Below are 11,829 nucleotides of genomic sequence, written 5' to 3'. Positions count from 1 at the left end.
TTTTCCTGCCAGAGCAACGCTTTGCTGAATATGGCGTGATCAGTCTGGCTTATGGTCGCTTTCTGCATCTGTGCCTGCATCCTGAACAGGAACAGATACGGTTTTTGAAGATCCACCCATAAATGTAAATGTAAACGGCACGTTCTGATTGGCATGCACGTTATTGGAAAGGCCAAAGCAGAGCAGGTGGTACCCGCCCGGCGGAAACACCAGTGTAGAATTGCCCGGCAGGGCAAGATGGGTAAACAGCACCCTAGTACCGCCTGTGCTTTCCTGATCGGCATGGTGGCCCACCAGTTTCTGGCAAACGGGAGAACTTACCCCCGTAAGCAGATGCGCGGTTTCACTGGCATTGGACAGGGCAAAATAAACTGTTGCCGGTTCTCCTTCCGATGCCAGATGCAAAGATGTGTCAAATATGGTAATATCCTTTTGAGCATCCACCTGCTCCGGCAAAACGGGCTGGGAAGGCTGATTATCGGCCAACGCCTGCGGTAAGGCATAGGCTGAACAAGAAAGAGCTGCACAGAACAGAACAGCAAAATGGCTGCGTTTCATAATTTCTCCATCCAGATGGACCGCCACATGGTATGGACGAAACGGCCCAAAAGAAATAAGTGGTGCCTTTACATACGCGCTCTTTTAACAACAGAAAACGCCAGCCAAAAATGCGCCTGAGGGAAGGTTGATACCACCATGCGTTGCCCTTTTTGCGGGAACCCAGATAGTCAGGTCAAGGATAGTCGCCCCAATGAGGAAGGACTGGCCATTCGGCGGCGGCGTGCATGCCTGTCCTGCGGGCAGCGTTTTACCACGGTAGAACGTGTGCAACTGCGAGAACTGGTTGTGGTGAAAAACGATGGTAGGCGCGCGCCCTTTGATCGGGAAAAAATTGCACGCTCCATCCGTATCGCCCTGCGCAAACGCCCTGTTTCCGAAGAACAGATTGAGCAGATTGTTACCGGCATTGTGCGCCAGCTTGAGGGGAACGGAGAAACCGAGGTGACATCCACCCGCATAGGTGAACTGGCAATGGATGCCCTTAAGGAAGTAGATGGCGTTGGATATGTGCGGTTTGCAAGCGTGTACCGCGATTTTACGGAAGCCAAGGATTTTTCGGAAATTCTGAACCTTATGGAATCAGGTGGCGCCCCAGCCCCCGGAAAAGACTAGACCTTAGAACAGAAAAGCGCCATGAAACCCGGCTTTGCAACTGACTGGCCGGGCAGGAGGGATGGATGACAGAACTACAGGACGAACCCCGTTTGAAAGGGGCGCAACGGCCCCGCACGGCAGCACGCGTTGCCGCTGTGCAAGCCCTGTTCCAGATTGACCAGAATGGAGACCGCCCAGAAAACGTTATTGAACAGTTTCTGGTTCATCGGTTTGGCACAACGCTGGATGGCGCAAGTTATGAAGACGGCTGCATTCCAGAGGCCGATACACAGCTTTTCAGCCACATTGTGCGGCTGGTAACCTCCCTACGCACGCAGGTTACGCGGGAAGTTGAAAAAACGCTTCCAGAAACGTGGCCCATTGCACGGTTAGACCCCGTATTGCGCGCATTGCTTCTGGCAGCCGCGGCAGAAGCAACAGAAGGCGATGCACCAGCCCCTGTGCTGATCAACGAATATATGGACGTGGCCCACGCCTTCTTCTCTGGTGACGAACCGCGCCTTGTGAACGGCGTTCTGGATACGCTCTTCAAACGTCTGGCGGCTGAACGGAACCATGATACAGAACAAACCCAGCAACCAGACTGATCTGCCGCAGGAATTTGCGTTTATCCGGCAGCACTTTTCTGCTCTGGCTGGGGCTGCTGCCCTTGAATTGAGGGATGACGCCGCTGTTTTCACGCCGCCCGAAGGGCGAGAACTGGTGATTGCAGCGGATGGTATGGTAGAAAATGTTCACTTTCTGCCAGATGATCCACCAGAAACCATTGGCCGCAAGCTGCTACGCTGTAACCTGTCTGATCTGGCTGCCATGGGCAGCCGCCCGGAAGGTTGGCTACTAACATTTGCACGCCCACCTCATACTACCGAACAGTGGGTGGCACAGTTTTGCAAAGGGCTTAAAGCGGATCAGGAGCAATTCGGGCTCCAGTTACTGGGGGGCGATACAACCTCCACCCGTGGCCCGCTGGTCTTATCCCTGACCATTCTTGGCTCTGTGTTGCCGGGGCAGGCTATCCGCCGACAAGGCGCTCAGGCTGGTGATGGTTTATGGGTTACCGGCACTATTGGTGATGGCGCATTAGGCCTACGCGCCCTTAAAGGTGAGATACCTGATCCATCTGGCCATCTGGCGCAGCGTTACCGCCTGCCACAGCCCCGTATTGGTTTGCCCTTATACGGCCTTGCTTCTGCTGCCATGGATATTTCAGACGGTTTGCTCCAAGATGCAGGGCATCTCGCGCGGGAAAACGCGCTGCATGTGACCATCCACGCAGATACCGTGCCTCTATCAGACGCAGCTCGCCAAGCAGGCCCCAAATGGCTGGAAACCTGCCTGACTGGCGGCGATGATTACGAGATTTTATTTGCCGTTCCCACGCAGCATGAAGCCTCATTGCTGCGCAAAGGCGCGTTAGATACCGCCTGCGGCCCCATAAAAGTAACCCGTATCGGGGAATTCACGCAGGGATCTACCGGTGTAACGGTTGTAGATAGCGCAGGCAAAAGCCTGCAATTCCGTTCCCACGGATGGAGCCACCTTTAGGCGCTCCACCCGCCAGAGCGCGATTTATTCCACCAGAAGTTTTTCGTACATCCGGTGCCGTTTGTAAGGCGTGGGAGAAATGCGCTCAATCAGCTTACGCAAGCCTTCATGCGTTTCCAACACCCAGCCTAGCTCAATACTGCGATAAGGCAGCACATGGCCACGCTTCATCAGTTCATCAATAATCAGGGCAGGTAGCATGGCGCGCAGGGCGGTGCCGAGATACTTCTTGCGCACACCCAACAGCACCACCCGTGCAGACCGGAAATCATGGCTCATTACGCGAGAGGCCAGCTTAAGCCAGCCCAGCGGAGAGGGCGCACCACCTAAGTCACCGCTGATATCAAACATGTTGGGAATAACCAGCGCAATGGCAGCCGGTTCTCCGGCTACTTCAGCCAGCACATACTGTTCTGGCCGCAAAATGGGCTTAAGGGCCTTTAGCAGGCTTTTGACCTCATCCTGCGTAAGGGGAATATTTCCCCACGTATCAGACCACGCATCATTATAGATTTCACGTAGGATTTCGGCATCTTCATTCACCTTATCCTTACGCAGGCCGCGCATGGTAATCGCACCCAAGCGCTGCCGAATGTTAGCAGGTATCTGGTTTGCACGCTCTGCAGAAGGGCTGGTTTCCATCCGGTAGGATAGCAAATCTACCGCACGCTTAAACCCAGCAGCCTCCACAGCAGGACCCAGAGTTTTGGGGTGCCACGGTATGCCAATCATGGGGGGCTCATCTTGCCCCTCCACCATAATCCCGGATTCACCATTGCTATTCAGTGTCCACGGGCCACGTATGCGCTCAATTTTGCGCAATTTTAGCCATTGTATCGCGGCTTCAAGCAATGGGGCCACGCATTCCGGCTCCAGCGTATCCAGCGCCCCAAAAAAGCCTGTGCGCGGGCCGGGCTGCTTGAGAGCCAAAGCATCTATCTGGGCAGATATACGCCCAATGGGCTTTCCATTCCGCCACGCAAGAAAATAACAAGCAAAGCCGTGCTCAAAAAATGGTGCATGCGTGGGTGAAAAAATATCCCGCTGCTCCATATCTAAAGGAGGCACATAACTTGGCAAGCCATCGTAAAGAAGGCGTGGTAGTTTTATAAAGAGAGAAAACTGGCGTGAACCCGAAACAGGTGTAACCGTAATCTGAGTGGGGGAAGACATTGCCACTCCGTTGTGTGAAAGCCAAAAGCCAATGGGTGATGCCTTATTACGCAGCATTGGGAAAGGGAAAAGTGTGAAAGTTGTTGCGAACGGAAAACACACCGCACGCTCTGTTCTGCTGACTGGGGCCACCGGCGGAATTGGAATGGAACTGGCCAAACGTTACGCACGACCAGGCCGGACACTGATACTATGGGGCAGAAACCCGCAACGGCTGACAGAAATTGCCACAACGTGCTGTGCACGCGGCTCTGCTGTTTTTACCCGGCAGATTGATCTGTGTGATGGTGAAGCCGCTCTGGCAGCATTTAAGGCAGATTATGCTGAGCATAAACCTGATCTGGTTATTCTGGGGGCAGGGCTATCTGACATACAGCCATTAGACAGCATGACAGAAGACCCGCAAAAGGTCTTACAGCTTGCGCAGGTTAACTATGCCACGCCTGTAGCTTTGGCCACAGCCGCTGCCCAGAATATGATTCCTAATGGAGGCGGGCATATTGCCCTTATCGGCTCTGTTGCAGGTTTTTACGAACTCCCGTGCTCTCCTGCCTATAGCAGTTCTAAATGTGGGCTGGATTTTTTTGCACGTGCGGCAGGTCTGGCGTGGGAAGATAAAGGTGTGGGCCTTACGCTGATTGTGCCCGGCTTTATAGACACACCTATGAGCCGCAGGCTGGAAGGGCCACGGCCATTTCTGGTTTCAGCCAAAAGTGCTGCACGCCGCATTATCCGGGCCATTAACAAAAGAAAGAAAGTTTATATCTTTCCGTGGCCATTTCGGGCGCTGCGCGTTCTTGAGCGGCTGCTGCCTCAATGCCTGCGCGAACGCATTTTACGCAGCCTGATTGTTGGCCAAAAAGAGCGACAATAAGTTTTTCTAGATAGCTTGTGCTGCTTGAAAAAAGTAAAGCACAAGCTTGATGGAGCAGAAAAAACTAACTCTCACCACCCGGTAATCTGCCTTTTCCAACCCATAAGATGAGAGGAGGCAGGAAAAAATAAAATGCCATGATAAAAATAAGATCTCGCACCAGATAAGCCAGATCAATATGCAGGCCAAAATGGCAGATCAGATTAGCCAACCCCAGCATAAAACAGACACATAAAAAAGCGCCTGCGCTGGCATAAATAGTCCGCCCAGCGTTTATCTGTTCTACTTTCTCCAAAAAAACATCAGCAAATTTTTTCTGCACAAGCCAAGCCCTTATTTTACGAAATATTTATACCCGGCATGGCACACCGGAGCCCAAGATATGCGGGCAGCAGCACCTTTTTCAGATTCGCTGCCCGCAGTATCTTTTATTCCGCAAAATTTGGAAGCGTGATGTTCTGATCTTTTGCCAGTTTCTGAATAGCAACCTTGGTCAGGCCCAGCAGATTGGCTGTATCAACAAAAGCAGCATCGGCACTTGCGCCAGGCGTTGGGGGCAGGGTGACCGTTACAGAAAATTCAATATTCTGATCCTGCTTTGTAAAGCGCAACTTAGCCTTGGTGCTTCCGTCCTTCTGCACCTTAACGGAACGCAGAATGCCATTTTGTGCTGTAGTGTCATTACCCACGAGCGTATTCCTTTGCAAAATTATGACAGCGGGAATGTGAACGCAGCAGCCACAAGTAGCAACGCTTCTACCTGCACCCCAGACCACCCAAAATATGCAGACTCCCCAAGAGATTCTGAACACACACTGTAAGCTATACGTGCAATAAGGCGGCTTTTCCTGACAGCAGAAAAATCATCTACTTTCGGGGGCTTTGCGCGACGAATTGCGGCATCTTCCGCCGCATCATTCCATGTCATACGAATAAGAGCTGACAACCGCAGTTTTCTGCGGAAAATGTCAAGCATTGTCTTTTAGTTTCGTAGGGAAATGGAGGTCTGGGCGGGAATCGAACCCACATTCGCGGATTTGCAGTCCGCTGCATCACCATTCTGCCACCAGACCATCGGGTGATGGGGAGCCTTATCTCCTGTTCTGGCGCATTGGTCAAGCCGTTGTGTTGTGCGAATTTTAAATCTGTGTGTCACAAAATGTTTTGCCCTTAATCTGGCAGGCACTGCAAAGGGCATAAACCTTAACCGCAAGGGATAGGAAAACGTGACACTTCAGGCCGCAATACAGCAGAATTCCTACCCAATGCCGTATCCAAAAGATAAAGATATGGAAACCGCACGTAACCTTATGGTGGACGATCAGCTTCGTCCTTCAGAAATTACAAACCTCTCATTATTATCGGTCATGCGGGAATTGCCCCGCGAATGCTGTGTTATGCCCGATCAGCAATCTGTAGCTTATGCAGATATGACACTCTCCCTAGGGCAAGGGCGTGTATTGCCCCAACCTTTGCTCACAGCGCGCCTTGTGCAGGCCGTTATGCCAGTAGAAAAAGCGCGGGTTCTTGTTGTAGGGGCAGCAACCGGATACACAGCAGCACTTTTTGCCGCCCTTGGTGCCGATGTCACGGCGCTTGAATCAAACACACGCCTTGCCGAACAAGGGCAGCACTTCTGCCAGCAAGAGTCTCTGAACGTTTCATGGGTTATCGCCCCCCTTAGCGAGGGCATAACGGGCAACACGCCTTATGATGTCATTTATTTTGATGGCGCCATTCTACGTTTTCCCGCTTTTTGTGCTGCGCAACTGGCCACATCCGGCATCATGGCTGGTGTTATGGCCACCCCCAATAGATTAGCAGAAGCTTTTACGGCCAGAAGAGAGCCAGAAAGTGCGTCCAGTTTTATTGTCACTAACCTTTTTGAAACACAGCTACCTTTACTGCCAGATCTTGCCGCACCCGTTACTTTTGAATTCTAGAAATAAACTTTTAGAAAGATATTCTGCCGCAGATGATTACAAACTTGTAGAAATAGGTTCAGTATCGTGGCATGAGCAGTGCCTTAAGCGGCAATACGGTAACTGAATCAGGAGTATCAGATGCGGCGTATTTGCGGAGCAGGGGTGGGTATGGCTGTTGTGCTATGCAGTTCCACTGCATGGGGGCAGAAATACGATGGCAGTGGTTCGCCAACCTTTGTGCCACATACGCTGCAGGAAGCACTTGCTGCGGCCTATCTGACAAACCCGACTCTTCAGGAAGCACGTGCCACCCTACGCGCTACCGATGAACAGGTGCCAACCGCTTTGGCTGGCTGGCGGCCAACCGTAACCGGCACAGTAGGCCTGACATACTATAAGGGTGTGAACGATTATCAGGGTGAGGCAGATCAGCCTTCTACTGGTTATATTCGCCAATATAACACCCCTGGTTATACGGCAGGCGTAAGTGTTAATCAGCCGTTATATACGGGTGGCAAAACCACATCCTCTACACATCAAGCTGTTAACAAAGTTATGGCAGCCCGCGCGCATCTGATTTCTGCCGAACAGCAAGTGTTCAAGCAGGTTGTGAATGCGTATGTTTCCGTTATTGAAGATGAACAGCTCTTGCAGTTGAACATCAACAACGAACGCGTGCTTCAACAACAGCTCCGCGCAACGAATGAACGCTTCCGGGTAGGGGAAATTACGCGCACAGACGTTGCACAGGCTGAATCTGCTTACGCAACAGCCAAAGCTACCCGCCAGCAATCCGAAGGCACACTTCAAACTGCACAAGCCACATATATGCAGATTATCGGCATGGCACCGCCGCCTAATCTGGTTCCGCCGCAGCCTTTGGTATTACCTGTTAAAAATGAGCAGATGGCCGCAGCTATGGCGGTTAAAAACAATCCAGATGTCATCAATGCACTCTTTACCGAATCTTCCCAAAAAGATGCAGTAGCCGTTGCAATGGCAGCCATTATGCCAAAAGTTTCTGCCACTCTGGCTTATTCCAGACAGGTAAACCAAAGCCTGAATAACCAGATTGACGAAAACAAATACGCCATGATCAACTTCAACATCCCGGTTTATCAGGGGGGCTCAGAATACGCAGCTGTGCGGCAGGCCAAGCAGCAGGCGCAAGCTGCACACCGTGAAGTTGATGTGCAGCGCAGAACAGCCGCGCAGGATGCTGTTTCAAACTGGCAGAAACTGGTTGCCTATCAGGCCGCAATCAACAGTAACCGCGCCGCTATTCAGGCAGGCACCGTGGCTCTTGATGGGGTGGAACGTCAGGCTATTGTAGGCACCAGCACAACGCTGGAAGTGTTGCAGCAGCAGCAAACTTTGCTGCAAGCACAGGTGGCTCTTGTTCAAAGCTTAAGCAATATGGTGCTGACTTCGTACAACGTTGCCGCAGCCATTGGCCGCCTAACCGCAGCCGATCTCAAGTTGAATGTTCCTCTTTATGATGACAAAGCTTACTATAACGCTGTAAAAGATCGTCTTTGGGGGCTGAACGATTATGCGGTCAGCCAGCCAGGGCGCTAAAAGCTGAACAGTAAGGGTAAGGGCAGGGGTTATTGTATGGCATCGTCACAGGATCCATCTGAAGGCACAGGTAAATCAGTAGCAGATGTGCTGTCTTCTATACGGCAGACCCTGCATGATGAGCATCTGGCAGCCATGGCTCCCCCTTCTTCGGACACAGACTCCGCAGAGGGTGATGAAGACGATGATATGCTGGTTCTTTCCCCTTCCATGATGGAAGGGCTTGTGCAGGAATCGCAGCCGGATCATCATTCCAGCCAGCCCAATAGTTCAGCGCATCATCCAGTCAATATGGGAGAAGACACGGCTCTTGTGCAGTCATCACCTATCGCTCATGATGACGGTATCCTATCCGTAACTGATCTGAGACAGATCCCGCTAACTGAAAAGGCAGAACACGATATGTCTGGTCCTCTCCCAATCCCCCTGAATGACGAAACCATGTCAGATACATCAAATTCATTCGCTGTTCTGCAGAAAACCCTGCAGGATAAGTATCTAAGAGAGCATGAGGAGAGAAAAGTGGCTATTTCACATGAAGGGTCTCTGACTGTTGAAGATATCGTGCGCCAGGAAGTGCGCGTATTCCTTAAAAAGTGGCTGGATGCACATCTTGCAGGCATCGTGCAGGCTGCTGTCCGTAAGGAAGTGGAACGTCTGACGCAGCGCGGTCTGTAATACCGGAAACCAGACACGCCGTTACTGGGTGAACGCACACATTTCAGTAACGGGTGCTCTGCCAAAAACCGGATGATTGCTCTGCAAAGGCGGAGGCAGTACATGCCTGCCGCCTTTTTTACGTTGTGTGGTGGAATACATATGCTGAACAAGTCTTTTGAGCCGGCCCAGATAGAAACACGTCTGTACGAATTATGGGAAAGCAGAAAGGCATTTTCTGCACAGCCCAACAGCGGCAAAAAGCCGTTTACTATTATGATTCCACCGCCAAATGTTACCGGCACCCTGCACATGGGCCATGCCCTTACCATGACATTGCAGGATACGCTTATCCGCTGGAAGCGTATGCAGGGGTTTGACACCCTGTGGCAGCCCGGCACAGACCACGCAGGTATTGCCACCCAGATGGTGGTGGAACGCACCTTGGCCACCGAAGGAAAAACCCGCCAGGAAATGGGCCGTGATGCGTTTATTGAGCGCGTGTGGGAATGGAAGGAACAATCCGGCGGCGGCATTACAAAGCAGCTGCGCCGCCTTGGCTCCTCTCTCGATTGGCCACGTGAACGCTTTACGATGGATGAAGGCCTTTCCCGCGCAGTGCGGGAAGTGTTCGTAACCCTTTATAATGAAGGGCTGATTTATCGTGATCGCCGGTTGGTAAACTGGGACCCGGTTTTCCGCTCCGCCATTTCTGATCTGGAAGTGGAAAGCAAGGATGTTGCCGGTAATCTGTGGTATATTCGCTACCCTGTTGAAGGCGCTGGGGATGCAACAATTACCGTTGCCACCACGCGGCCAGAAACCATGCTGGGCGATACCGCTGTAGCCGTTCACCCAGAAGATGAGCGCTATAAAAACCTGATTGGTAAATCCGTTCGTCTGCCACTAACTGGCCGCCTGATTCCGATTGTTGCAGATGAACATTCGGACCCGGAAAAAGGCACGGGCGCTGTTAAAATCACGCCCGCGCACGATTTTAATGACTTCGAAGTCGGCCGCCGCCACAACCTGCCCATGATCTCTGTTCTGGACGATCAGGCCCGCATTGTGCTGGATGAAATCGAGCAAGACCTCAGCGCTGTTGAAGGACTGGCTGACCCAGCTTTTGTGCGCAGTCTGGCTGGCCTTTCCCGCGAGGAAGCACGTAAAACTATTGTCGCCCGTCTGGAAGAAGATGGCTGGCTGGAAAAAATCGAACCCCATCGCCATCAGGTGCCGCATGCTGAACGTGGTGGAGCAATTATTGAACCACGCCTAACCACGCAATGGTATTGTGATGCTGGCAAACTCTCTGGCCCAGCCGTGGAAGCCATTACATCCGGCCGCGCCAGCTTTATTCCCAAACAGTGGGAAAACACCTTCTTTGCTTGGATGCGTGATATCCAGCCTTGGTGTATTTCGCGCCAACTTTGGTGGGGCCATCGTATTCCGGCATGGTATGGCCCGGACGAACATGTGTTTGTGGCGCATGATGAAGCCGATGCTCAGGCACAGGCCAACGCCCATTACGGCAAGGTAGAATTACTACGGCGTGATGATGATGTACTGGACACATGGTTTTCTTCCGCCCTATGGCCGTTCTCCACATTGGGCTGGCCAGATAAAACACCAGAACTCGCCCGGTATTACCCAACTGATGTTCTGGTAACAGGCTTTGACATCATCTTCTTCTGGGTTGCCCGGATGATGATGATGGGCCAGCACTTCATGCATGATGTGCCGTTCCGCAACATTTTCATTCATGGCCTTGTGCGCGATGAGCACGGGCAGAAAATGTCCAAAAGCAAAGGCAATGGTATTGATCCACTGGAACTGATTGATCAGTACGGTGCAGACGCCATGCGCTTTACCATTTGCGCACTCACCGGTATTGGACGAGACGTCAAACTAGGCCGCAAACGGGTAGAAGATTACCGCGCCTTCATTACCAAGCTCTGGAATGCTGCTCGCTTCTGTGAAATGAACGGCGTTAAACCTGTTGAAGGGTTTGATCCGGCAACCGTTAAATCTCCGCTTGGTCGGTGGATTATTGCCGAAGCGGCCGCTGCTATTACAGAAGCAACGCGTGCGCTGGATTCCTACCGTTTTGATGAATACGCACTCAGTTGCTACCGCTTTGTATGGAACCGATTCTGTGATTGGTTCCTTGAATTCGCAAAACCCGTATTTAACTCTACGGATGAAGCCGAAGCCGCAGAAATTCGCGCTGTAGCAGCTTATGTTTTGGGCGTTATCCTGCGCCTGCTACAGCCTGTTATTCCGTTTGTAACGGATACGCTGTGGCACTCCTTTGGATATAGGGAAGAAGGCAGCCTTATTTCTGCAAGCTGGCCAGAACCTGTTGTGCCAGCCGGTGCAGAAGCAGCTCAGGCAGAGTGCGACCAGATTATTCGCCTGATTACGGAAATCCGTACAGTGCGGGCAGAAATGAACGTACCACCGGCACAGAAAGCCCCAGTGTTTTTGAAAGATGCCTTGCCGCAAACATTGGATCACGCACAGCGGTGGCAGGAAGCCATTGGCCGCATGGCGCGTGTTTCTGAAATTGCGCCATTGCAGGGTGATATTCCGCACGGCTCTGCACAGGCTGTGGTGGATGAGGCAACTCTTATCATCCCGCTGGCCGGGTTGATTGATCTGGATGCCGAACGTGCACGCCTGAAAAAGGAGCTGGGTAAGGCAGAAGATGAAGTTGCCAAAACTGAAAAGAAACTTGGCAACCAGAACTTTGTCACCCGCGCCAAACCCGAAGTGGTGCAGGAAATGCGGGATCGTCTGAAAGTGCAGCAGGGTGAGTGCGTGCGCCTGAAAGCAGCTCTATCTCGCATCGGGTAACAACCGCGCGATCCCATATAGCCTGCTGGCTTAATTGCTGGCAGG

At 52.1% G+C, this 11,829-nt stretch carries 12 protein-coding genes and 1 tRNA gene; 8 read left to right on the top strand and 5 right to left on the bottom strand.

All coding sequences use genetic code 11. The features are described from left to right. Window positions 1-39 precede the first annotated feature (39 nt). Window positions 40-558, bottom strand: a complete 519-nt coding sequence (locus FKW19_RS02080; RefSeq protein ID WP_035351360.1) for a copper chaperone PCu(A)C — start codon at window positions 556-558, stop codon at window positions 40-42. Between the two features lie 138 nt (window positions 559-696). On the opposite strand from FKW19_RS02080, the gene nrdR reads away from it, so the two are divergent. The 3 genes from nrdR to thiL all read left to right on the top strand — a co-directional run bounded on the left by nrdR (window position 697) and on the right by thiL (window position 2,721). Continuing rightward, entirely contained in the window at window positions 697-1,173 is a 477-nt protein-coding gene (nrdR, locus tag FKW19_RS02075) for a transcriptional regulator NrdR (protein ID WP_006115317.1), read from the top strand. A 65-nt stretch (window positions 1,174-1,238) separates the two neighbouring features. After that, the gene (nusB, locus tag FKW19_RS02070) at window positions 1,239-1,763 is read left to right on the top strand and encodes a transcription antitermination factor NusB (protein ID WP_089178967.1); all 525 of its coding nucleotides are present in this window, start codon (window positions 1,239-1,241) and stop codon (window positions 1,761-1,763) included. After that, a complete protein-coding gene (gene thiL, locus FKW19_RS02065; RefSeq protein ID WP_089178966.1) occupies window positions 1,732-2,721 on the top strand; it encodes a thiamine-phosphate kinase in 990 nt (329 codons plus the stop codon). Before nusB ends, thiL begins: the two co-directional genes overlap by 32 nt. A 24-nt stretch (window positions 2,722-2,745) precedes the next feature. Here the strand turns inward: thiL and FKW19_RS02060 are convergent, their stop codons facing one another. After that, window positions 2,746-3,894 carry a hypothetical protein gene (locus FKW19_RS02060; RefSeq protein WP_150150530.1) on the bottom strand — a complete coding sequence of 383 codons (1,149 nt, stop codon included), beginning with the start codon at window positions 3,892-3,894 and terminating at the stop codon, window positions 2,746-2,748. Between the two features lie 31 nt (window positions 3,895-3,925). On the opposite strand from FKW19_RS02060, the gene FKW19_RS02055 reads away from it, so the two are divergent. Then, window positions 3,926-4,768, top strand: a complete 843-nt coding sequence (locus FKW19_RS02055) for an SDR family oxidoreductase (RefSeq protein WP_050793082.1) — start codon at window positions 3,926-3,928, stop codon at window positions 4,766-4,768. A gap of 428 nt (window positions 4,769-5,196) precedes the next feature. Here the strand turns inward: FKW19_RS02055 and FKW19_RS02045 are convergent, their stop codons facing one another. The 3 genes from FKW19_RS02045 to FKW19_RS02035 all read right to left on the bottom strand — a co-directional run bounded on the left by FKW19_RS02045 (window position 5,197) and on the right by FKW19_RS02035 (window position 5,841). Then, a complete protein-coding gene (locus FKW19_RS02045) occupies window positions 5,197-5,457 on the bottom strand; it encodes a hypothetical protein (RefSeq protein WP_089178965.1) in 261 nt (86 codons plus the stop codon). A gap of 20 nt (window positions 5,458-5,477) precedes the next feature. Beyond that, entirely contained in the window at window positions 5,478-5,744 is a 267-nt protein-coding gene (locus tag FKW19_RS02040; RefSeq protein ID WP_089178964.1) for a hypothetical protein, read from the bottom strand. Window positions 5,745-5,767: 23 nt separating this feature from the next. Then, window positions 5,768-5,841 (bottom strand) — tRNA-Cys (locus tag FKW19_RS02035). 153 nt (window positions 5,842-5,994) lie between these two features. On the opposite strand from FKW19_RS02035, the gene FKW19_RS02030 reads away from it, so the two are divergent. The 4 genes from FKW19_RS02030 (at window position 5,995) to FKW19_RS02015 (ending at window position 11,784) form a co-directional block, all read left to right on the top strand. Continuing rightward, window positions 5,995-6,711 carry a protein-L-isoaspartate O-methyltransferase gene (locus tag FKW19_RS02030; protein ID WP_238331194.1) on the top strand — a complete coding sequence of 239 codons (717 nt, stop codon included), beginning with the start codon at window positions 5,995-5,997 and terminating at the stop codon, window positions 6,709-6,711. Window positions 6,712-6,831: 120 nt separating this feature from the next. Beyond that, window positions 6,832-8,271, top strand: a complete 1,440-nt coding sequence (locus tag FKW19_RS02025) for a TolC family outer membrane protein (RefSeq protein WP_006115310.1) — start codon at window positions 6,832-6,834, stop codon at window positions 8,269-8,271. 36 nt (window positions 8,272-8,307) lie between these two features. Further along, window positions 8,308-8,949 (top strand): DUF2497 domain-containing protein, encoded by a 642-nt coding sequence (locus FKW19_RS02020; RefSeq protein ID WP_006115309.1) that lies wholly within the window; start codon window positions 8,308-8,310, stop codon window positions 8,947-8,949. 141 nt (window positions 8,950-9,090) lie between these two features. After that, window positions 9,091-11,784 carry a valine--tRNA ligase gene (locus FKW19_RS02015; protein ID WP_089178962.1) on the top strand — a complete coding sequence of 898 codons (2,694 nt, stop codon included), beginning with the start codon at window positions 9,091-9,093 and terminating at the stop codon, window positions 11,782-11,784. Window positions 11,785-11,829 lie beyond the last annotated feature (45 nt).

This window comes from Acetobacter sp. DmW_125128, assembly GCF_008704325.1.
Taxonomy (GTDB): domain Bacteria; phylum Pseudomonadota; class Alphaproteobacteria; order Acetobacterales; family Acetobacteraceae; genus Acetobacter; species Acetobacter oryzifermentans.
The sequence above is the reverse complement of the archived record's forward strand: the minus strand, read 5'-3'. Positions and strand labels throughout refer to the sequence as shown.